Source organism: Streptomyces sp. NPDC001544 (genome assembly GCF_042894285.1).
Classification (GTDB): domain Bacteria; phylum Actinomycetota; class Actinomycetes; order Streptomycetales; family Streptomycetaceae; genus Streptomyces.
On record NZ_JBIAVN010000032.1, the window covers coordinates 1 to 20,248 of the forward strand.

The window sequence follows — 20,248 nt, forward strand, 5'->3', positions numbered from 1 at the left end:
CGCCGGTGGGGGCCCCTCCCGCTCGAGCGAAGTCGAGAGTGGGGGAGTGCGTGCCAGACCCCGCGACCCCGGCGTGATCCACAAGACACCCCCTAATGCCGCTCCACCAGCACCGCGGTGCCCTGTCCCACCCCCACGCACATCGTCGCCAGCCCGCGCGTCGCCCCCGTACGGCGCATGCGGTGCAGCAGCGTGGTGAGGATGCGGGCGCCGGAGCAGCCGAGGGGGTGGCCGAGGGCGATCGCGCCGCCGGTGGGGTTGACCAGGTCGGGGTCGATGCCGAGGCGGTCGACGCAGGCGAGGGCCTGCGCCGCGAAGGCCTCGTTGAACTCGGCCTCCTGGACGTCGGCGATCCCCCAGCCGGCCCGGTCGAGGGCCTTCTGGGTGGCGGGCACCGGGCCGATGCCCATCACGTCCGGGTGCACCCCCGCCGAGGCACCGGCCACATAGCGGCCCAGGGACTCCAGGCCCAGTTGGGTCAGGGCCTCCTCGCTGACCAGCAGGAGGCCCGCGGCGCCGTCGTTCATGGGGGAGGCGTTGCCCGCGGTGACCGTGCCGCCCTCGCGGAAGACGGGCTTCAGCCGTGCCAGCTTCTCGTAGGAGGTGTCCTCGCGGACGCATTCGTCGGCCTCGACGACGACACCGTCCGGGCGCTCGACGGGCAGCAGCTCGTCGTCGAAGTGGCCGTCCTTGCGGGCGGCGGCGGCCAGCCGGTGGCTGCGCAGCGCGAACTCGTCCTGACGCTCGCGCGGGACGCCGTACCGTTCGGCGACCTCCTCGGCCGTCTCCCCCATGGACAGCAGCCCGTGCAGGTCCTTCATCGCCGGGTTGACCAGCCGCCAGCCGAGGCGGGTGTCGGCGGTCTCCATGCGGTGCGGCAGGGCCTCGTCGGGGCGGGGCAGCACGAAGGGGGCGCGGCTCATCGACTCCGAGCCGCCCGCGAGCACGATGTCGGCCTCGCCGGCGGCGACGGTGCGGGCGGCGAGGGTGACCGCCTCCAGGCCGGAGGCGCACAGCCGGTTGACGGTGGCGCCGGGCACCGTCTCGGGCAGGCCGGCGAGCAGGGCGGCCATGCGGGCGACGTTGCGGTTGTCCTCGCCGGCCTGGTTGGCGGCGCCCCAGTAGACGTCGTCGATCCGGGCGGGGTCGAGCGAGGGCACGTCGGCCAGGAGGCGGCGGACGACGGTCGCCGCGAGGTCGTCGGGGCGCACGCAGGACAGGGCGCCGCGCAGTTTGCCGATGGGGGTGCGGCGGGCGGCCGCGAAGTGGACGGGACGCAAGGCAAGGACTCCTGACCGACGACGCTGTGGATCAGCACCCAGTTAATTAGCACTGCTAGTTTTGGACTATAGACCGCTGACCGGCCCGCTGGGAAGATCCCCGGGTACCGCTCACCAACGCAGCCGGAGGAGAAATGGCCGACGCCCGCGAGCACGTCCTCACCGGGACCCTGGGCACGATCAGCGTCCGCGCGTGGCAGCACCCCGAGCCGCGGTACCTCGCCCTCGTCGTGCACGGGTACGGCGAGCACTCCGGCCGGTACGGAGAACTGGCCGGAGTGCTCGCCGGGCACGGCGCGGCGGTCTACGCGCCGGACCACCGGGGCCACGGCAGGTCGGCGGGTGAGCGCGTGGTGATCGAGGACTTCGAGGACGTCGTCACCGACGTGCACGCTGTGGCCGGCCTCGCCCGCGCCGCCCATCCCGGTCTGCCGCTCGTCCTGGTCGGTCACTCGATGGGCGGCCTGATCGCGGCCCGTCACGCCCAGCGGTACGGCGACGGGCTCACCGCGCTCGTGCTCTCGGGGCCGGTGATCGGCGCCTGGGAGCTGCCGGGGCGTCTGCTCGCCCTGCCGGAGGTCCCGGACACCCCGGTCAGTCCGGCCGCGCTCTCCCGCGACCCGGCGGTGGGCGCCGCGTACTCCGCCGACCCGCTGGTGTGGCACGGCCCGATGAAGCGGCCGACGCTGGAGGCGTTCGTACGGACCCTGGAGACCGTCGACAAGGGCGGCGACGTGGGCGCACTGCCCGTCCTGTGGCTGCACGGAGCCGACGACCGGCTGGTCCCGCTGCCCGGCAGCCGCCCGGGGGTGGAGAGGCTGACGGGGGGCCGGGCGGCCGAGCGGATCTACGCCGGCGCCCGGCACGAGGTGTTCCACGAGACGAACCGTGCGCAGGTGTTCGCCGACGTGACGCGCTTCCTCGACGGAGTGCTCCCGCGGCCGTAGCAACAAGCTCCCGGGGCCGTGGGAACAACCGCGGGCACAGCGGATCCGGCCTGCTCGGCACCGCGTTTGCGGGTGTGAGCGCGGGGCACCCGCGCCCCCATGGAGTGGTTGCGCGCTGCCGCCTGCGTGGGTGAGGACCCCGAACTGTTCTTCCCTGTGGGCACCACCGGACCGGCGCTGCGGGACACCGCGGCGGCCAAACGCGTGTGTGCCCGCTGTCCGGTGACCGCCCAGTGTCTGACGTACGCGCTGGCGTACGGCCAGACCTCCGGTGTCTGGGGCGGTACCTGCGAGGAGGAGCGCGACGCACTGCTCCGTGCGTCCAGGGACGACAGAGAGCTCGAGAAAGCCGAGAAAGGAAGAAGCGCCCCATGACCGTGGTGAAGAGCACGCTGCCCGAGGAAGCACTCGGGGTCACCGGCCAGGCCCTCCAGGACACCCTGGTGGACCTGCTGGGTCTGTCGCTGATCGGGAAGCAGGCGCACTGGAACATCGTGGGACCGCGGTTCCGGTCCATCCACCTCCAGCTCGACGAGGTGGTGACGGCCGCCCGCGACTACGCCGACACGGTCGCGGAACGCGCCGCGGCACTGGGCGTGGCGCCGGACGGGCGGCCGGAGACCATCGCGGCGACCTTCGCGCTGCCCGGCACCAAGGACGGCTGGCTGCGCGACACGGAGGTCGTGCAGCTGCTGGTGGAGTCGCTGGAGGCGGCGATCGGACGGCTGCGGCAGCGGATCGAGGCGACCGAGAAGGCCGACCCGGTCACCCAGGACCTGCTGATCGGCATCACCGCCGACCTGGAGAAGCAGCGCTGGATGTTCGAGGCCGAGAACTGGCCGCGCGACGACAAGTGAGCGGCCCCGGGCCACGCGCTGAAGCACACGTACGTACGGAAGGGGACACGGCATGGCCGACGCCCTGGAAATGGACGCGCTGTGGGAGGACTTCCACCGCGTGGTGAACATGACCTCGGCCGAGCTCGCCGCCTGGCTGCGGGTGCGCGACGCGGACGAGGACGCGGAGCCGCTGCCCGAGGACGCGGGCACGCCCACCGGGCAGCATGTACTCGCGATCCTGCAGAAGCGGCGCACGGACCTCGACGACGACGACATCCGAGTGATGTACAAGGTCGTGGACCGGGTCACCGACCTGGTGGACGTGGAGAACGAGCCGGAGCCGGAGAACTCCCCCGAGGACACCCGCCGCCGGCACCAGCTGATGACGCTCGGACACGACCCGCTCAAGCCGTAGCGATGACCAGCACCGAACGGTCCGGACGGATCCTCGCCGAACTGGTCTCCGCGTACGGGCGGACGTACGCGGAGGAGGCGGGGATCCGGCTGAGGGACACGCCGCAGCCGCTGTACCGGCTGCTGGTGCTGGCCGTCCTGCTCAGCGCCCGGATCCGCGCCTCGGTGGCGGTCGCCGCGGCCCGCGCCCTGCACGAGTCGGGTCTCGACACCCCGCGCCGGACGGCCGACGCCGACTGGCAGGACCGGGTGGACGCGCTGGGCCGGGGCGGCTACCGGCGCTACGACGAACGCACCGCCACCCAACTCGGTGGCGGAGCCGAGCTGTTGATCGAGCGGTGGGGCGGCGACCTGCGGCGGATGCGCGCCGAGGCGGACGGCGACGTCGGTGAACTCAGGCGCCTGCTGCAGGAGATACCGGGACTGGGGCCCGCGGGCGCCGACATCTTCCTGCGCGAGGTGCAGCGGGTGTGGCGGGAGGTGGCGCCGTACCTGGACGGCAAGGCGCTCTCCGGGGCCGAACGGCTGGGTCTGCCGCAGGACCCCGCCCGGCTGCTGGAACTCGCCGGCGACACCGAACCCGCCGTGCTCGCCGCCGGCTTGGTGCGCGCGGCCCTGGACAAACAGGTGACCGAAGACAGCCTCCGCCGCGCCGCGTGATCGTGCCGGCCCGCGAACCGCAGCTCACGGGCCGGCGCCGGGGTCAGCAGTTGCGGATGGACCAGACCGCGTCCCAGTTGTAGGGGTGGGTGACGCGGTCCGGGGTGAAGGAGTACAGCTCCCTTCCCTGCCGGTCGTAGAAGTAGGACCTGACGTTGCCGGTCTGGTTGTCGAAGTAGTCGCCGTCTCCCTGCCAGAAGAACAGCTGATAGGCGCTGCAGACGGAGAGGTGGTACTGCCGCCACTTTTGCGCCACCGGGTTCCACACGACCGGGCAGAGGGTGCCGTTGCTGCACGGTACGGGCAGATGACCGCGCACGAACTCGTCAAAGTCGGCCGCAGGCGCGACGTACGGCGCGGTTGCCTTCACGCCCCGGGGGAGCCGGGGAGCGGGCGGGAGCGGGCGCAGCGCTGACGGCTGCGTTCGGGCGCCGTGGGCGGACGGCGAGTCGGCGGTCGCGGCGTCCGCCGCTGCGGCCGGGGTGAATCCGGCCAGCAGGACCGTCAGACCGGTCATGGCGACGAGGAGGCGTTTCACACGCATGGTGCGGATCTCCTTGGGTTCATTGGGCGGGGGTTCGGACGTGGAACGGGTGCCTGCTTCGGCGTGGTGGCACGGGGCGGACGCGGGTCCGCCCGGCCTCGGTGTGGCGCGCGGGCGGGTCAGCAGTAGCCGATCTTCTTGTAGCCCACGTAGAACTCGCCCCTGTTGTTGACACTCGCGTTGGTTCCCAGGCCGGTGAAGTTGTGCGCCCCGACGATGCGCCCGATCCGGCCCTGGGAGGCGCTGTTGATGTCCACGGTCGGCGGGGCGGCCGCGTGGAAGACGAAGGTGGCCGTGGCGTCGCCGGGGGCGCGCGTGCCGCTGGCGTAGCAGGCGCTTCCGTTCGAGCGGCGCAGTACGAGATCACCGTTGTCCTGCATCGTCACCGAGTAACCGCTGTTGCAGATGGCCTGATTGACCCCCAGCGTTCCGGAGAACGACGGGCCGACACAGGTGACCGCCGCCCGGCCGGTGACGGTGGTCGGCGCGTGCGCGGCCGCGGTCCCGCCCGACCAGCACAGAGTCGCGGTGAGGGTCGCCGACGCCATGGTGCCGATGCGTGTCCTGCGATTCATTGCACTGTCCTTTCCTGAGGAACGGGGTCGACGGACGGTGTCCGGTCCTCCCGTTCCGGCTCGCGTGAGCGCTGCCACCCGGTGCGCCGGGGCGGGGACGGAGGGGGCGTACGAACGACGTCTGCGATCGCGTCGCGGCTCGGCCCCCGTGGCCTGCTCGGTCTCCGGCACCGGTATAGCCCGTGGACTTTGTCCGACGTCGGGAGAAGAACGCCGAACAATCAACCGCCGTACAAAGGGCCCTCGTCCACGGCGCGCACGGGACCACGGCAGCGGCGCCGCGACCGCGCCGTCCGTTCGGGGCGGCGTGGCCGGTGCGCTCTACGGTCCGGCCGCTGCGGCCTTCGCCGCCGGGCAGGGGGGCCGGTAGGAGAGGCCCGGCAGGTACTGGTGCCAGTCGGCGGTGCTGAGGGAAGAGCGGCCGACGTCGCGGCAGACCCGTGTGGCCGTTCGTTCCGGATCGGGATCCCAGAGCAGCGCGGTCCAGTCCTCACTGCCGGTGGCGACGAGGCGGCCGTCGGGGCGGAAGGCCACCGCGTCCACCTGTTTGCCGTGGCCGCTCAGCACGGCCAGTTCGGCCGGCCGGTGCGGATCACGGACGTCCCACATCCGCACGGCCCGCTCGCTCGCCGTGAGCAGGGTGCCGCCGTCGGGGGCGAAGGCGACGGCCTTGACCGCGCCGGCGTAGTCGCCGAGGGCGGCGACCGGCCGGGGGGCGGTGCGCCGGGTGATGTCCCACAGGCGCAGCACCCGGTCGTCCCCGCCGGTGGCCAGGGTGCGGCCGTCAGGGGCGAAGGCGACCGTCTTGACCGCGTCACGGTGCCGGTCGAGGACGGCCAGTGGACGTGGCCGGTCCGGGCGGCTGACGTCCCAGAGGCGGGCCAGATGGTCCCGGCCCGCGCTGGCCAGTGTGCGGCCGTCGGGACTGAACGCCACCGACTCCACCTCGTCGCCGTGGGCCGGCACCACCGACAGCACCCGGGGCCGCCGTGGGTCGCCGGTGTCCCAGAGCCGTACGGTCCCGTCGCCGTCGCCGGCGGCGAGAAGGCGGCCGCCCGGCGCGAAGGCGACGGTGTTGACCGCGTCGCCGCCGCCGGTCAGTCGTGCCAGCGGGTGCGGTGCGCCGGGACGGCCGACGTCCCACAGACGCACCGTCCGGTCCAGGCTCGCGGAGGCGAGCACCGGCCGGCGCGGATCGAAGGCGACCGCGTTGACGGCGGCGGTGTGTCCGGACAGAACGGCCAGCGGTCGTGGGCGTAGCGGATGGGTGACATCCCAGAGTCGTACCTCGCGGTCGTAGCTGCCGGTGGCCAGGGTGCGGCCGTCACCGTTGAAGGCCACCGTGTACACGGAACTCGTATGGCCGGTGAGGGCCGGGAGCGGAAGGTCCCACAGACGCGCCGTCTGATCGCTCGCGCCGGTGGCCAGGATACGACCGTCCCTGCTGAAGGCCGCCGAAGTGATGTACCCGGTGTGACCGCTGAGGACGCCCAGCAGCCGGACGGCCGTCCGGTCACCCGGCCGGACGTGGGGGTCCCACACCCGTACCTCGGCGTCGACGCCTGCGCTGGCCAGGGTGCGGCCGTCCGGGGCGAAGGCGAGCGCGAAGACGGTGTCGGTGTGGCCGGTGAGGAGGGACACCGGGCGGGGCCGGTCGCCGGGCCGCAGCTTCGCGGGATCCCACAGGCGTACGACACGGTCGTCCCCGCCGGTCGCGAGCATACGGCCGTCGGGGGCGAAGGCCACGGCGTTGGCGGGCGGCAGGCGCACCGTCCGCGCCGCCTTCACCTCGCCCGAGTCGCGCGGTACGACGGACCACACCAGGGTCCCGGCCGGTCCGGCGACGGCCAGGGCATGCCCGTCCGGGGCGAAGGCCAGGGAACGGACCTCGCCGCCCGAGGTACCCAGGACGGCCTCCGCCGCCCGGTGGCCCCGGCTCGAAGCGGGCCACCGGGCGACGACGCCCGAGGGTCCCGCGGACACGACGCTCCGTCCGTCCGGGCTGAAGGCCACCGCCGCGGACCCGGGCCCGGCGGCGGCCCGCGGCGGATCCAGTACCGCCCGGACACGCGGCCGGTGGGGTGCACGAAGGTCCCACAGCGTCGTCGTGCCGAGGGCGTCCGTCGCGGCCAGCGTCCGGCTGTCTTCGCCGAACGCGATCGCCCGTACACCCACCGCCGGGGAGCTCGCCTCCCGGCCGGCCAGGACGACGGGCGGGTGGGGGCGATGCGGAGCGGCGGCGTCCCAGAGCCGTACCCTCCGGTCCGCTCCGGCGGCCGCGAAGAGCCGTCCGTCGGGGCTGAAGGCCACCGCGTCGACCTTGTCCGTGCTCCTGAGCCGGGTGGCGTACGGTGTGCCGTACGAGCTGAGAAGGGCCCCGCGCGCGGCGGCGGTCGGATGCAACCGGTAGGCGGCGAGCGCCAGTTGGAGGGAGAGGGCCGGGTCGGTGCGGCGCAGTGCGTCGGCCTGCTGCGCGACCTGGCGGGATACCGCGATGTCCCGCTGCTGCTGGGCCTGCTCCCGGGAGACGAGGGCGAACCCCGTGGCCGTGGCGGTGCCCAGCAGCAGGACGGCGAGCAGCACGAGGAGCGCTCGCAGCCGCCGGGCGCCGCGCAGCGCCGCCGCCCGCGAGGCGTCCCGGGCGGCCAGACTCGCCGTGAGGAACCGGTGCTCCCGCTCGCTCAGCGCGTCCCTGCCCCAGTCCGCCGCCCATTCCGCGGCCTGGTCGAGACGGACGCCCCGGTACAGGGCGCCGGGGTCGCGCTGGACGGCCTCCCAGGCGGTCGCGGCCTCGGTGAGCCGCCGGTGGATCCGTAGCCCCTCACGGTCCTCGGCCAGCCAGCCCCGCAGCCGTGGCCAGCGGCGGATCAGAGCCTCGTGGGCGATCTCGACGCCGTCCTGGTCGAGTGCCAGCAGCCGGGCGCGCGCGAAGCGCTCCAGCACGTCAGCGGTTCCGGGGAAGTCCAGTTCCGCTCGGTCCACCCGGCGCTTGGTGTCCTCGGTGCCCTCGCCGGGAGCCGTGAGGCGCAGGAGCACATTGCGGGCGACCCGCTGCCCGTCCGGTTCGAGCGCCGCGTACACCGTCTCGGCGGTGCGGGCGAGCGCGCCGTCGATACCGCCGGTCGCCCGGAAGCCGGCCAGGCTCAGAGCGTTGCCGCGCCGTCGCCGCCAGGTCTCCAACAGGGCGTGCGAGAGCAGCGGAAGAAGAGCGGCCTGGTCCTTCGCCTGGGCGACCAGTTCCGCCAGCAGTGCTCCCTCGACGGTCAGTCCGGCGCGGGCGGCGGGCCGGACGATCGCCCGGCGCAGTTCGTCGGTGGTCATGGGACCGATCAGGACCTGGCTTTCGCCCACCGCCTCGACCAGCCGGGGATGGTCCGTGCAGTGGGCGTAGAAGTCGGCCCGCACGCCCACCACGATCCGGCAGCGGCTGTTCGCGGCGCGGGCCGCGGTGATCAGCGCCTCGATGAAGGCGCCGCGCTCGGCAGGGTCCTCGCACAGGGCGAAGACCTCCTCGAACTGGTCCACGACGACCAGGACTTCGGTCTCCTCCGGTCTCCCGGCCAGGGCATGGAGCACCGCCCGGTGCAGGGCTCGCGGATCGCGCATCAACGTGTCGTGCAGGGCGCCCGGGGACTCACCGGTGTGGGCGGCCAGCACTGCCGCGCACCCCTCCACAGGGTGCGGACCCGGAGTGAACGCCATCACGGGCCAGTCGCGGTGCTCGGCCGACCACCGCGAGAGCAACCCGGCGTACAGCAGCGAGGACTTGCCCGCGCCCGAGGCCCCGACCAGCGTGGTGAACCGGCACTCCGTCACCCGCCGGGCCAGCACCGCCACCAGCCGCTCGCGGCCGAAGAACCAGTCGGCCTCCTCGGTTCGGAAGGCCATCAGCCCCGCGTACGGCGCGTTCTTCTCGTCCGGCGCGCAGTCCGTGCCGGACGGTCGCATGCCGTCGCCGGCCGCCGCTTCCTCCGCCGCGGCACGCCAGTGCTCCTCCCACACGGCGGGGTCGGCGCCGCAGGCCTGGGCGAAGGCGATCACCACGGCGAGGCTGGGCAACTGCCGTCCTGCGGCGGCGGCCGACAGGGTGGAGGGCGAGTAATGGGCGGTCTCGGCCAGTTCACGGTAGGTCGGGTTTCCTGCCTCCCGCCGTAATCGGCGCAGTCCCGCCGCCAGCCGCAGCAGTGGTCCGTCCCCTTCGTCCAGCGGACGTTCCCTCCTCGGCACGCCGCCCCCTCCCCACCCCGTGCGTCCCGCTGACGAGCACCAGCATCCCAGAGTCGCGCCGCGCCTCGCTCGATTCCCCGCGCATCCGCCGGGGCCGTCGGCGTGCGGGGGCCGAGGGGAGCGAGGTTTCTCAGATGCCGAGGACGCGGGCGATGGTGCGCAGCACCCCGTTGTCGTTGTTGGACGGGGCCAGGTGGCGGGCCCGGCGGACGACCTCGGGGTGGGCGCCCGCCACGGCGAAGGACCAGTCGGCCGCGTCCAGCATCTCCAGGTCGTTGAGGTAGTCGCCGAACACCATGGTCTGCGCGGGGGTGATGCCCAGCTCCCGCTGCAGACCGCGCAGGGCGGCGCCCTTGTTGGCGGTGGCGTTCATGACGTCGACCCAGTGCTCGCCGGAGACGACGACCTGGTGGGTGGCGGTGAAGGCCTGCAGCGCGGGCGCCGTGGTCCGCTCGGCGGAGCCGAAGTCGAACAGGGCCACCTTGAGCACCTCGTCGTCGACGGCGGTGAGGTCGTCGACGATCCTGTTCTCCACGTAGTACCTGCGGACCTCGGTGAGAAAGGCCTCGTCGGTCCGCTCCACATAGGCGGACCGCTTGCCGCAGACCACGGCGCCCACGTCCACGCCGTCGGCCGCCAGTTCCCGTACGGCGCGCGCCAGAGCGGCCACGACCCGCCCGTGCAGCGGGTCCGAGCTGAGCTCGACGCCGTCCCGGACGACGTAGGTGCCGTTCTCCGCGATGAACACCATGCCGTCGGCGACCTCGGCGAACTGCCGGGCCAGGGTGGCGTACTGGCGGCCGCTCGCCGGGCTGAACAGCACACCACGCCGGCGCAGTTCGGCCAGCATCGGCCACAGTCCGTCCGGGATCCGCTTGTCGTCGTCCAGGAGTGTGCCGTCCATGTCGCTGACGACGAGCCGGATGTCGGCGGGTCCGGCCGGCGGGCCCTGGTCGACGGGGAGGGACTCGGGGGTGGCGGGCATGTCGTGCTTCCGGTCGGGGTCGGGTGTACGTCGGCCAAGTGTTCCTCATACGGCGTACGGACTCCGAACCGGGCGGTGCCGGGTGCGGCCGTGCGGCCGTGGTACCGCGGTTCGCCGGGGTGGCCGTGAAAACCTGGCCCCGGCCCACGCACAGCGCTTGTCCGTCGAGGAGGAACGCCGATGACCACCCTTGCCGACCCGGTGCCGGGCGGGCGTCCCGGCGAGGTCCAGCGGGCCACCGCGCTCGCCGCCGAACTGACCGGGCGTGGCGTGCACGGTGTCGTGCTGTCCTATGTCGACACCGCGGGCATCGGCCGGGTGAAGACGGTCCCGGCGGCCCGGCTGTCCGCGGCGGCGGCCTGGGGGGTGGGGATGTCGCCGGTGTTCGACACCTTCCTGGCCGACGACTCCATCGTCACCACCGAGGTCCTCGGCTCCCCGGACGGTGATCTGCGCCTGTACCCGGACCTCGACCACCTGGTGGTCCTGGCCGGGCAGCCCGGCTGGGCGTGGGCCCCGGTCGACCGGATCACCCAGGAGGGCGAGCGGCACCCCGGGTGCTCGCGGACGTTCCTGCGCCGGATCGTCACGGAGGCCGCCGAACGGCACGGCATCAGCTTCCGCGCGGCCGTCGAGGTCGAATGGGCCGTCGGTGCCGGCCCGGGGTCCGACGGGGAGTTCGTCCCGGCGGTGTCCGGCCCCGCCTACGGCGCCGTCCGGCAGATCGAGCTGAGCGACTACGGCGCCGACCTGCTGGCGGCCTGCGCCGCGCAGGGCATCGACGTCGACCAGTTCCATCCCGAGTACGCGGCCGGGCAGTTCGAGCTGTCCGTGGGCGCGCTGGACCCGGTCGCGGCGGCCGACCGGAGCGTGCTGGTGCGGCAGACCGTCCGGGCGGTGGCCCGACGGCACGGTCTGCGCGTCTCCTTCGCACCGGCGGTGTCCGCCGAGGGCGTCGGCAACGGAGGCCATCTGCACCTGTCCGGCTGGCGCGACGGCCGCAATCTGCACACCTCGGGTCCGGGGCCGTACGGCATGACGGCGGACGCCGAGTCCTTCGCGGCCGGGATCCTCGCGCATCTGCCCGCCCTCACGGCGGTGACCGCGCCCAGCCCGGCCAGCTACCTCCGTCTCAAGCCCTCGCAGTGGGCGGGGGTGTTCGCCGTCTGGGGCCGTGAGCGGCGGGAGGCCGCGGTGCGGGTGGTCACCGGCACGACGGGGCACCGGGAGCAGGCGGCGAACCTGGAGGTCAAGCCCGTCGACCTGGCCGCCAACCCCTACCTCGCCCTCGGCTGCGTCATCGCCGCCGGGCTCGACGGCGTGGCGTCGGCGGCGGCCCTGCCCGCGGAGACCACCGGGGACCCGGCACGGTTCGACGCCGAGGAGGCGGCGGCGCGGGGGGTGCGCCGGCTGCCCACCTCGCTGCCGGAGGCCGTCGCCGAGTTCCGCGGCGACGAGGTGCTGCGGGCGGCGCTCGGCGACGTCCTGGCCGACGCGGTGACCGCGGTACGCCTCGGGGAGGCCGCCGCCGTGGACGGACTGGACGACGCTCACGTGGCGGCGGCCTACCGCTGGAAGTACTGACCGTGCCCGCCCCCGCGTCCGGACCGGTCGAGGAGGCGCTCGCCGCGCTTCCCCTGGTCGACCACCACTGCCACGGCGCCCGCACCGCCGACCTCGGTCCCGACGAGTTCGCCTCCCTGCTCACCGAGGGACGGGCCCGGCCCGGGAGCGGCGCCTCCCCCTTCGACACACCGGCCGGAGTGGCCGTACGCAGGCACTGCGCTCCCCTGCTGGACCTGCCCCGGCACGCACCCGCCGCCGACTACACGGCCCGGCGGGCGGAGCTGGGCTGGCGCGAGGTCAACCAGCGGTTCCTCACTGCGGCGGGGGTGGGGGTGTTCTGCGTGGACACCGGGTTCGCCCCGCATCCCGTCACCTCCCCGGCAGAGCTGGCGGACGCCTCGGGCGGGGCGGCCCACGAGGTGGTGCGGCTGGAGGGCGTCGCCGAGTCGGTGGCCGCGGCGGGCGTGGAGGCGGGCGAGTACGCGGGAGAGTTCCGGGCGGCCGCGGAGAGCGCCGTGCGCCGGCCCGGGGTGGTGGCGGTGAAGTCCGTGGCGGCCTACCGCACCGGCTTCGCGCTGGCCCCGGAGCGGCCCGCCGGCACGGAGGTGACCGAGGCGGCCCGGCACTGGCTCACGCGAGGAGGACGGCTGACCGACCCGGTGCTGGTGCGCCACGTGCTGTGGACCGCCGTGGACCTCGGCCTGCCGCTGCAGCTGCACACCGGCTTCGGCGACGACGACATCCGGCTGCACCGGGCCGACCCCGCCCTCCTGACGGACTGGCTGCACCTGATCCGGGGCACCATCCCGGTACTGCTGCTGCACTGCTGGCCCTACCAGCGCCAGGCCGCCTATCTGGCGGCGGTCTTCGAGGAGGTGTATCTCGACGTCGGACTCGCCCTCCACCACGCCGGCCCGTCCCGGTCCCGGGCGATCCTGGAGGAGGCCCTCGAGATCACACCGTTCCGCAAACTCCTGTACAGCTCCGACGCGTACGGTGTGGCCGAATTCCACCACCTCGGTGCGCTGTGCTTCCGCCAGGGGCTCGCCGCACTGCTCCGGCAACGGGTGGACACCGACGAGCTGAGCCTGCCCGACGCCCTGCGGATCGCCGCCTGGACGGGCCGGGACAACGCCCGCCGCCTGTACGGACTGCCCGCCGCCGGGTGGTCACCGTCCGGCCGCCTGTGACTGAGGACACGCCGTATCCGATCCCCGGAAAGTATGATCAAGCAATGTCTGACATGACCGAAACCACGCCCGGCTGGCTGACTTCCGACGAGCTGGAGATGGCGCGCGCCCGCATGCCGATCCTCTATGTCGAGGCCGTGCCGGTGCGTGTCGACGACAGCGGCGAAGTCACCAGCATCGGCCTGCTGCTCCGCATCGGGCCGGACGGAACGGTCAGCCGGACCCTGGTCTCCGGCCGTGTCCTGCACCACGAGCGGGTCCGCGACGCCCTGCTGCGTCACCTGGAGAAGGACCTCGGCCCGGTGGCGCTGCCCCGGGTCCCGGCCTCCCTGCAGCCCTTCACCGTGGCCGAGTACTTCCCCACCGCGGGCATCACCCCGTACCACGACCCGCGCCAGCACGCCGTGTCCCTCGCCTACATCGTCCCGGTGGCCGGTGACTGCCGCCCCCGGCAGGACGCGCTGGACCTGGTGTGGTTCAGCCCGCAGGAGGCCGCGTCACCGGCCCTGCAGAGCGAGATGCCGGGCGGGCACGGGGTGCTGCTGAAGCAGGCCCTCGCGTACGTGGGCCACGTGTCCTGAGCCGGGCGGGCCGTCCGGCCGGTGCGGAGCGGGTCAGTCCGGCACGGCGCCCAGGTCGGCCCGCGCGGGACTGTCGTCGAGGAAGCCGCCCGACTGGTGCTGCCACAGCCTGGCGTAGGTGCCGTCCGCGGCGAGCAGTTCCTGGTGCGTGCCCTGCTCGACGATCCGTCCGCGGTCGAGGACCACGAGGCGGTCCATGCCGGCGACCGTGCTCAGCCGGTGCGCCACCACGAGTGCCGTCCGCCCCTCCATGAGCCGCCACAGCGCCTCCTGGACGAGGATCTCGCTCTCGGAGTCCAGGGCGCTGGTCGCCTCGTCGAGCAGCAGGACCGGTGCGTCGCGCAGGATCGCCCTGGCGAGCGCGACCCGCTGCCGCTGGCCGCCGGACAGCTTCACACCGCGCTCGCCCACCATGGTGTCGAAGCCGTCCCGCAGCGCGTCGGCGAACTCCGTGACGTGTGCGGCCTCGGCCGCGCGGCGGATCTCGGCGTCGGTGGCGCCCGGCCGGGCGAAGGCGATGTTCTCCCGCAGGGTGCGGTGGAACATCGCCGGGTCCTGCGGCACGTAGGAGATCAGGCTGCGCAGGTCCTTCTGACGGAGCCTGCTGATGTCCTGGCCGCCGATCAGGATCCGGCCGTCGTCGATGTCCGTCATCCTCAGCAGCAGCCTGGTGAGGGTGGTCTTGCCGCCGCCGGACCGGCCGACGAGACCGATCTTCGCACCGTCGGGCACCGCCAGGTCGAGGCCCTGGAACAGCGGCTCGGCACCCGCGTGGGCGAAGGTCACCTTCTCGAAGCGGATGTCGGCGGCCTCCGTCAGCAGCGGCTGCGGCTGGGGAGGGTCGAGCACGGTCGGCGGTGTCAGCAGCAGTTCGGTGAACTGCGCCGCCTCGGTCATCGAGCTTTCCAGACGGCGGTAGATCTGGTTGAACTCGAACATGATCCGCGTCGCGTTGGTGTAGTACGTGAAGGCGACCACGACCGCCTCCACCCCGTGCTCGCCCCCGCCGAGCGTGACCGCGAGCAGCAGGCCCAGCACGTTGGTCAGCACGGACAGCGGGGCGACCAGCGTGTCGATGCGCAGGTTGCCGTAGTCCCACGACCGCAGCGTGAGCCGCCGCGACTGGGCGACCCGCAGCCGGTGCTCGGCGGCCTCGCGGTCCTCGGCGGCGAAGGCCCGGACCGTGTCCATGTTCATCAGACTGTCGGAGACATGGCCCGACACCCGGGCGATCGCCTCCTCGCGCAGGTTCACCAGCGCCTGACGGCGCCGGACGAGCGGCGCCACGCACACCGCCGTCAGCGCGATCATCACCAGGAGTCCGACGACGAGCAGCGGCTCGTAGCGCCACAGCACCACCGAGCCGAACGCCAGCGGGACGAACCTGCCCACGATGTTGAACGCCAGCGTGTCGACGAACTCCTCGAAGCGGACGGCGAAGCTCAGCACCCGCTTGGTCAGCGATCCGGCGAAGTTGTCGTGGAAGAACGCGGCGTCCTTGGCGAACAGCTCGTCCATGCCGACGATGTACAGGTGTTCGATGCCGAGGGCGTCCAGGCGGTTCAGACAGTGCAGGCCGACACGCCACAGCGCCTCGGCGAGCAGCAGCACACCGGCGAAGCCGAGGACGTAGGGCAGCGTCGCACCGATGGCGGCACCGGAGTCGTCGGCGATACGGCCGACGAGCTTGGCGACGACGAGCGGCGCCAGGTAGTTGATCCCGATGTTGCCCAGCGCCGGCAGCAGCATCGCGGGCACCGTCAGCCACCTCAGGCGGCCCAGTTCTCGTCCGTAGTAGCGCAGGGCGAGGAGCACGGAGCCCCTGCCCGGCGGCGTCCTGTGTAATTCACGCGGTCCCATGGCACAGCAATGTCCCGCAGCGCCGACCGCGCGGTCCAAGCATTTTCACCCAAATGCCGCATCGGCCCTGGAAACGGCGGGAGGCCGCCTCCTCGATGAGAAGGCGGCCTCCGGCTGCGACTCCAAAAGTCGGGACGACAGGATTTGAACCTGCGACCCCTTGACCCCCAGTCAAGTGCGCTACCAAGCTGCGCCACGTCCCGATGCTCGTTGACCTGGGAGTTCCCCGGTCGAAACGTGCACGGAAACCATACCGCACTCGGGTCGGTGATCGCGCACGCCTTTGTCGTCGGCCGACGGCTTGACCTCAAGTTCGGTTGAGGTTGCACGATCGTTCCCATGACGATCATCGAAGAGGAGCGGCGCACTCACACCTACGCCGACCTGCCGGAACTGATGAGCCCGATGACCGGCGACGAGAAGCACGGGCCGGCGGCGACCTCGACGCTGGACGTGCTGTGGGTGCTGTACGACCGGGTGCTGCGGGTCACGCCCGAGCGGATGACGGACCCGGGCCGGGACCGGTTCCTGCTGAGCAAGGGGCACGGGCCGATGGCGTACTACGCCGTGCTCGCCGCGAAGGGCTTCCTGCCGGTGGAGTGGCTGCCGGGCTTCGGCGGTTACGACTCGCCGCTCGGCCATCACCCCGACCGGGTGCTGGTGCCGGGCGCCGAGATCGGCAGCGGGTCGCTGGGGCACGGGCTGCCGATCGCCGTGGGCACGGCGCTGGGCCTGCGCGCCCAGGGGCTCGGCGAGCCGCGGGTGTGGGCGCTGATCGGGGACGCCGAACTGGACGAGGGCAGCAACCACGAGGCGATCGCCTACGCCGGAGCCACGGGCCTGGACCGGTTGCACACGGTCGTCGTCGACAACTCCTCCGCCAGTTACTCCCGGCCCGGCGGTATCGCCGCGCGCTTCGAGGTGGCCGGCTGGTCCGCCGTGACCGTGGACGGGCGCGACCACGAGGCGCTGCACGCCGCGTTCACCGCGCCGCATCCGGGCCGCCCGCACGTGGTCGTGGCCCGTGTCGAGCCGAAGTACGCCTGACATCCGAAGCATCCCCCACCTCAGAAAGGCCTGTCCGCCATGGACACCATGCGTGACCGTTTCGCACCCGTCGTCTCGAGGCTGCTCGACGAGGACCCGCGGGTCGCGGTCGTCCTCGCCGACATCGGCGTGGACGCCTTCGCGGAGGCGTCGCGCCGGCATCCGCACCGGGTGATCAATGTCGGCATCCGTGAACAGCTCCTGGTGGGGGCCGCGGCGGGGCTGGCGCTCACCGGGCTGCGGCCGGTCGTGCACACCTTCGCCAGCTTCCTCATCGAGCGGCCGTTCGAGCAGGTCAAGCTGGACCTCGGGTACCAGAACGCCGGGGCGGTGCTGGTGAGCGCGGCGGCCTCCTTCGACTGGCCGGCCGGCGGGTACACGCACATGGCGCCCGGGGACGTGGCGCTGCTCGACACCCTGGACGGCTGGACCGTGCACGTCCCCGGCCACCCCGACGAGGCGGAGGCGCTGCTGCGGCACGCGGTCGCCGCCGGCGACGACAAGGTCTACGTCCGGCTGTCCGTGCAGTCCAACCGGCGGGGGCTCGCCGTCGACGGACAGCGGTTCGTCACCGTCCGCGAGGGCCGCGCGGGCGTGGTGGTCGCGGTCGGGCCGATGCTGGACGCCGTGCTCGCCGCCACGGAGGGCCTCGACGTCAGCGTTCTCTACGCGACGACGGTCCGGCCCTTCGACGCGGCGGCCCTGCGCCGCGCCACCGGGGCGGCCGGGCCGGACGTCGTCGTGGTGGAGCCGTATCTCGCCGGGACGTCGACGGCCGCCGTGAACGACGCCCTGTCCGATATGCCGCACCGTGTGCTGGGCCTCGGCGTCGGCCGCCGTGAGCTGCGCCGGTACGGGACGCTCGAGGAGCACGTCGCCGCGCACGGGCTGGACGCGGCGGGCCTGCGGGAGCGGATCGGGGGCTTCCTCGGGGCGGCCGCGGCGGCGACGCGGGGGTGACATGGGGAGGACACGGGGGCGCGGTCACTCCCCGGTCGGACGCCCCAGCTCCGGGTGGGCCTCCAGCAGCCGGGGCGGGGCCGCCTGGCGCCAGGAGTCGGCCAGGATGTCGCGCAGTTCGGCCTCGTCCTCGAGCGCGGCGAGCCGGGCGCGGACCCAGGCGAACTGGGCTTCGTGACCGGCGATCCAGAACTTCTCCGGCTCGGCCAGCACGAGTTCGTCGCGCTCCTCCTTGGGGCAGCGCACGGCTATGGAGGTCTCGTCCTCGGGCAGCGTGGCGAACATCTTCCCGGCCACCCGGAAGGTGGGCATGCTCCAGGCGGTCTTCTCCGTGGTGTCCGGCAGGGACAGGGCGATACGTCGTACGTCTTCGGCGTCCGGCATGCTCCGCACCGTAGCCCCTGCCACTGACAGTCACCCGGCCGGAGCCGTCGGGCGCCCCCTCACGCCCGCGCGGCCTCGCCCAGTGCGTCCAGTACCGGCCGGATCAGCGGGTGTTCCTCGGCCCCCCGCCGCACGGCGGCGAAGACGCGCCGGGTGGGGGCCACACCGTCGACGGGGCGGACGACCACGCCCGTCAGGTCCATGCCGCGCAGGGCCGAGCGCGGGACGAGGGCCACGCCGACATCGGCCGCGGCCAGCGCGACGACCGCACGGAAGTCGTCGGAGGAGTGTTCGAGACGGGGCTGGAAGCCGGCGCTCTCGCAGGCCAGGACGACCACGTCGTGGCACGGGTTGCCCGGGTAGGGGCCGATCCACGCGTCCTTGGCCAGGTCCGCGAGGGGCACCTCGGCCGTCTCGGCCAGCCGGTGGGTGACCGGGACGACCGCGTCGAACGGCTCGGCGTAAAGCGGGACGTGGGTCAGACGGGGATCGTCGGCGGGCGGCGCCCCGCGGTACTCGACGGCGACGGCCACGTCCACCTGCCGGTCGAGGACCATGGGCAGGCTGGCGTCGCCCTCGGCGTCCTGCACGCGGATGCGGATGCCGGGCGCCGAGGAGGCGAGACGGGCCACCGCCGGCGCCACGACCTCGGCGATGCCGGTCGCGAAGGCGGCCACGGTGACCGTGCCGGCCTCCCCCGAGTCGTAGGCGGCCAGCTCGGCCTCCGCGCGCTCCAGCTGGGCGAGGACCGCGTGGGTGTGGCCGAGCAGGATCTCCCCGGCCGGGGTCAGCCGTACGCCCTTCGCGCCGCGCTCGACCAGCCGGTGGCCGGTCTCCTGCTCCAGCGCGGTGAGCTGCTGGGAGACCGCGGAGGGGGTGAGATAGAGCGCGGCGGCCGCCGCCGTGACCGTGCGGTGGTCGGCCACCGCACGGAGGATGTGGAGCCGCCGTGCTTCGATCATGCGGCCGATTATCCCAGGTGTCCGCCCTGGTCAGGCCTCCAGCTCGGCGCGCGCCGCGACGAACGCGTCGACCGCGCGGTTCACGTCCTCGGTGGAGTGCGCGGCGGACAGCTGGACGCGGATGCGGGCCTGGCCCTGCGGGACCACCGGGTAGGAGAATCCGATCACGTACACCCCCCGCTCGAGGAGCAGTTCGGCCATGCGGCCGGCCCGGGCCGCGTCGCCGATCATCACCGGCGCGATGGCGTGGTCGCCGGGCAGGACGTCGAAGCCCTCCTCGGACATCCGGCGACGGAACAGCGCGGTGTTCTCGTTCAGCCGGACGCGCAGGTCGTCGGCCGACTCCAGCAGGTCGAGCACCTTCAGCGAGGCCGCAGCGATCACCGGCGCGAGGGTGTTGGAGAACAGGTACGGGCGGGAGCGCTGGCGCAGCAGGGCGACGATCTCGGCGCGGGCGGCGACATAGCCGCCGGAGGCCCCGCCGAGCGCCTTGCCGAGGGTGCCCGTGACGATGTCGACGCGGTCCATGACGCCGTGCAGCTCGGGTGTGCCCCGGCCGGTCGGGCCGACGAAGCCGACGGCGTGGGAGTCGTCGACCATGACCATCGCGTCGTAGCGGTCGGCGAGGTCGCAGATCTCCGCCAGCGGCGCGACGTACCCGTCCATGGAGAACACGCCGTCGGTGACGATCAGACGGCGCCGGGCGCCGGACGCCTCCTTGAGCTTCGCCTCCAGGTCGGCGAGGTCACGGTTGGCGTAGCGGAGGCGGCGGGCCTTGGACAGGCGGATGCCGTCGATGATGGAGGCGTGGTTGAGGGCGTCGGAGATCACCGCGTCCTGCTCGCCGAGGAGGGTCTCGAAGACACCTCCGTTGGCGTCGAAACAGGAGGAGTACAGGATGGTGTCCTCCTGGCCGAGGAAGGCGGACAGCCGCGCCTCCAGCTCCTTGTGCACCTCCTGGGTGCCGCAGATGAAGCGCACGGACGCCATGCCGTAGCCCCAGCGGTCCAGGGCGGCGTGGGCGGCGGCGACGACCTCGGGGTGGTCGGCGAGGCCGAGGTAGTTGTTGGCGCAGAAGTTGAGGACCTCGCCGGGTCGGCCGCCGGCGGTCACGTTCACGGTCGCGGACTGCGGGGTGCCGATGACGCGCTCCGGCTTGTGCAGGCCGGCGGCGCGGATCTCGTCGAGGGTGGCGCGCAGGTCGTCGCGCACGGAGTCGAACACGGG

The 20,248-nt window shown here is 73.3% G+C and carries 19 protein-coding genes and 1 tRNA gene; 10 read left to right on the forward strand and 10 right to left on the reverse strand.

Features of this window, described 5'->3' with window-relative positions:
- Positions 1 to 92: 92 nt before the first annotated feature.
- Complete coding sequence (locus ACFY0F_RS38660) at positions 93 to 1,280, reverse strand: thiolase family protein (protein ID WP_388805766.1); 1,188 nt, start codon at positions 1,278 to 1,280, stop codon at positions 93 to 95.
- 134 nt (positions 1,281 to 1,414) lie between these two features.
- On the opposite strand from ACFY0F_RS38660, the gene ACFY0F_RS38665 reads away from it, so the two are divergent.
- From ACFY0F_RS38665 to ACFY0F_RS38685, 5 genes are all read left to right on the forward strand, one after another.
- On the forward strand, positions 1,415 to 2,227 hold the full coding sequence (locus ACFY0F_RS38665) for an alpha/beta hydrolase (RefSeq protein ID WP_388805769.1): 813 nt from the start codon (positions 1,415 to 1,417) through the stop codon (positions 2,225 to 2,227).
- 99 nt (positions 2,228 to 2,326) lie between these two features.
- Positions 2,327 to 2,602 carry a WhiB family transcriptional regulator gene (locus tag ACFY0F_RS38670; protein WP_388805772.1) on the forward strand — a complete coding sequence of 92 codons (276 nt, stop codon included), beginning with the start codon at positions 2,327 to 2,329 and terminating at the stop codon, positions 2,600 to 2,602.
- Positions 2,599 to 3,084: a Dps family protein gene (locus ACFY0F_RS38675; protein WP_388805775.1), complete on the forward strand. Its 486-nt coding sequence runs from the start codon at positions 2,599 to 2,601 to the stop codon at positions 3,082 to 3,084. Before ACFY0F_RS38670 ends, ACFY0F_RS38675 begins: the two co-directional genes overlap by 4 nt.
- Before the next feature lie 52 nt (positions 3,085 to 3,136).
- A complete protein-coding gene (locus ACFY0F_RS38680; protein WP_388805778.1) occupies positions 3,137 to 3,481 on the forward strand; it encodes a DUF3140 domain-containing protein in 345 nt (114 codons plus the stop codon).
- 2 nt (positions 3,482 to 3,483) lie between these two features.
- Positions 3,484 to 4,140 carry an endonuclease gene (locus ACFY0F_RS38685; RefSeq protein WP_388805781.1) on the forward strand — a complete coding sequence of 219 codons (657 nt, stop codon included), beginning with the start codon at positions 3,484 to 3,486 and terminating at the stop codon, positions 4,138 to 4,140.
- Between the two features lie 43 nt (positions 4,141 to 4,183).
- Here the strand turns inward: ACFY0F_RS38685 and ACFY0F_RS38690 are convergent, their stop codons facing one another.
- The 4 genes from ACFY0F_RS38690 to ACFY0F_RS38705 all read right to left on the reverse strand — a co-directional run bounded on the left by ACFY0F_RS38690 (position 4,184) and on the right by ACFY0F_RS38705 (position 10,471).
- Complete coding sequence (locus ACFY0F_RS38690; RefSeq protein ID WP_388805784.1) at positions 4,184 to 4,684, reverse strand: hypothetical protein; 501 nt, start codon at positions 4,682 to 4,684, stop codon at positions 4,184 to 4,186.
- A 119-nt stretch (positions 4,685 to 4,803) separates the two neighbouring features.
- Positions 4,804 to 5,259, reverse strand: a complete 456-nt coding sequence (locus tag ACFY0F_RS38695) for a hypothetical protein (protein ID WP_388805787.1) — start codon at positions 5,257 to 5,259, stop codon at positions 4,804 to 4,806.
- Between the two features lie 321 nt (positions 5,260 to 5,580).
- Entirely contained in the window at positions 5,581 to 9,486 is a 3,906-nt protein-coding gene (locus tag ACFY0F_RS38700; protein ID WP_388805790.1) for a helix-turn-helix domain-containing protein, read from the reverse strand.
- A gap of 130 nt (positions 9,487 to 9,616) precedes the next feature.
- A complete protein-coding gene (locus ACFY0F_RS38705) occupies positions 9,617 to 10,471 on the reverse strand; it encodes a Cof-type HAD-IIB family hydrolase (protein ID WP_388805793.1) in 855 nt (284 codons plus the stop codon).
- Positions 10,472 to 10,651: 180 nt separating this feature from the next.
- On the opposite strand from ACFY0F_RS38705, the gene ACFY0F_RS38710 reads away from it, so the two are divergent.
- The 3 genes from ACFY0F_RS38710 to ACFY0F_RS38720 are packed head-to-tail and all read left to right on the forward strand — an operon-like array spanning position 10,652 to position 13,808.
- Entirely contained in the window at positions 10,652 to 12,055 is a 1,404-nt protein-coding gene (locus ACFY0F_RS38710; protein ID WP_388805796.1) for a glutamine synthetase, read from the forward strand.
- Between the two features lie 2 nt (positions 12,056 to 12,057).
- Positions 12,058 to 13,227: an amidohydrolase family protein gene (locus tag ACFY0F_RS38715; protein WP_388805799.1), complete on the forward strand. Its 1,170-nt coding sequence runs from the start codon at positions 12,058 to 12,060 to the stop codon at positions 13,225 to 13,227.
- Between the two features lie 44 nt (positions 13,228 to 13,271).
- Positions 13,272 to 13,808, forward strand: coding sequence for an NUDIX hydrolase family protein (locus ACFY0F_RS38720; RefSeq protein ID WP_388805802.1), 537 nt, complete (start codon positions 13,272 to 13,274; stop codon positions 13,806 to 13,808).
- 33 nt (positions 13,809 to 13,841) lie between these two features.
- Here the strand turns inward: ACFY0F_RS38720 and ACFY0F_RS38725 are convergent, their stop codons facing one another.
- Both ACFY0F_RS38725 and ACFY0F_RS38730 read right to left on the reverse strand, forming a co-directional pair.
- On the reverse strand, positions 13,842 to 15,668 hold the full coding sequence (locus ACFY0F_RS38725) for an ABC transporter ATP-binding protein (protein ID WP_388805805.1): 1,827 nt from the start codon (positions 15,666 to 15,668) through the stop codon (positions 13,842 to 13,844).
- A 129-nt stretch (positions 15,669 to 15,797) separates the two neighbouring features.
- Positions 15,798 to 15,871 (reverse strand) — tRNA-Pro (locus ACFY0F_RS38730).
- A gap of 136 nt (positions 15,872 to 16,007) precedes the next feature.
- Here ACFY0F_RS38730 and ACFY0F_RS38735 point away from each other — a divergent pair.
- Entirely contained in the window at positions 16,008 to 16,715 is a 708-nt protein-coding gene (locus ACFY0F_RS38735; RefSeq protein ID WP_388805808.1) for a transketolase, read from the forward strand.
- A 39-nt stretch (positions 16,716 to 16,754) separates the two neighbouring features.
- Entirely contained in the window at positions 16,755 to 17,675 is a 921-nt protein-coding gene (locus ACFY0F_RS38740) for a transketolase family protein (RefSeq protein ID WP_388805811.1), read from the forward strand.
- 24 nt (positions 17,676 to 17,699) lie between these two features.
- Here ACFY0F_RS38740 and ACFY0F_RS38745 read toward each other — a convergent pair whose 3' ends face one another.
- From ACFY0F_RS38745 to ACFY0F_RS38755, 3 genes are read right to left on the reverse strand one after another with little or no spacing between them, the layout of a single operon-like run.
- Positions 17,700 to 18,059 carry an MmcQ/YjbR family DNA-binding protein gene (locus ACFY0F_RS38745; RefSeq protein WP_388805814.1) on the reverse strand — a complete coding sequence of 120 codons (360 nt, stop codon included), beginning with the start codon at positions 18,057 to 18,059 and terminating at the stop codon, positions 17,700 to 17,702.
- Between the two features lie 59 nt (positions 18,060 to 18,118).
- Complete coding sequence (locus ACFY0F_RS38750; protein ID WP_388805817.1) at positions 18,119 to 19,021, reverse strand: LysR family transcriptional regulator; 903 nt, start codon at positions 19,019 to 19,021, stop codon at positions 18,119 to 18,121.
- A 30-nt stretch (positions 19,022 to 19,051) separates the two neighbouring features.
- Positions 19,052 to 20,245 (reverse strand): glycine C-acetyltransferase, encoded by a 1,194-nt coding sequence (locus ACFY0F_RS38755; RefSeq protein WP_388805820.1) that lies wholly within the window; start codon positions 20,243 to 20,245, stop codon positions 19,052 to 19,054.
- Positions 20,246 to 20,248: the final 3 nt, after the last annotated feature.

Coding starts and splice junctions, on each gene's coding strand:
- ACFY0F_RS38675 (WP_388805775.1), top strand. CDS start 2,599: ATGACCGTGGTGAAGAGCACGCTGCCCGAGGAAGCACTCGGGGTCACC.
- ACFY0F_RS38725 (WP_388805805.1), bottom strand. CDS start 15,668: ATGGGACCGCGTGAATTACACAGGACGCCGCCGGGCAGGGGCTCCGTG.
- ACFY0F_RS38685 (WP_388805781.1), top strand. CDS start 3,484: ATGACCAGCACCGAACGGTCCGGACGGATCCTCGCCGAACTGGTCTCC.
- ACFY0F_RS38740 (WP_388805811.1), top strand. CDS start 16,755: ATGGACACCATGCGTGACCGTTTCGCACCCGTCGTCTCGAGGCTGCTC.
- ACFY0F_RS38750 (WP_388805817.1), bottom strand. CDS start 19,021: ATGATCGAAGCACGGCGGCTCCACATCCTCCGTGCGGTGGCCGACCAC.
- ACFY0F_RS38710 (WP_388805796.1), top strand. CDS start 10,652: ATGACCACCCTTGCCGACCCGGTGCCGGGCGGGCGTCCCGGCGAGGTC.
- ACFY0F_RS38720 (WP_388805802.1), top strand. CDS start 13,272: ATGTCTGACATGACCGAAACCACGCCCGGCTGGCTGACTTCCGACGAG.
- ACFY0F_RS38735 (WP_388805808.1), top strand. CDS start 16,008: ATGACGATCATCGAAGAGGAGCGGCGCACTCACACCTACGCCGACCTG.
- ACFY0F_RS38705 (WP_388805793.1), bottom strand. CDS start 10,471: ATGCCCGCCACCCCCGAGTCCCTCCCCGTCGACCAGGGCCCGCCGGCC.
- ACFY0F_RS38695 (WP_388805787.1), bottom strand. CDS start 5,259: ATGAATCGCAGGACACGCATCGGCACCATGGCGTCGGCGACCCTCACC.
- ACFY0F_RS38665 (WP_388805769.1), top strand. CDS start 1,415: ATGGCCGACGCCCGCGAGCACGTCCTCACCGGGACCCTGGGCACGATC.
- ACFY0F_RS38680 (WP_388805778.1), top strand. CDS start 3,137: ATGGCCGACGCCCTGGAAATGGACGCGCTGTGGGAGGACTTCCACCGC.
- ACFY0F_RS38670 (WP_388805772.1), top strand. CDS start 2,327: ATGGAGTGGTTGCGCGCTGCCGCCTGCGTGGGTGAGGACCCCGAACTG.
- ACFY0F_RS38745 (WP_388805814.1), bottom strand. CDS start 18,059: ATGCCGGACGCCGAAGACGTACGACGTATCGCCCTGTCCCTGCCGGAC.
- ACFY0F_RS38690 (WP_388805784.1), bottom strand. CDS start 4,684: ATGCGTGTGAAACGCCTCCTCGTCGCCATGACCGGTCTGACGGTCCTG.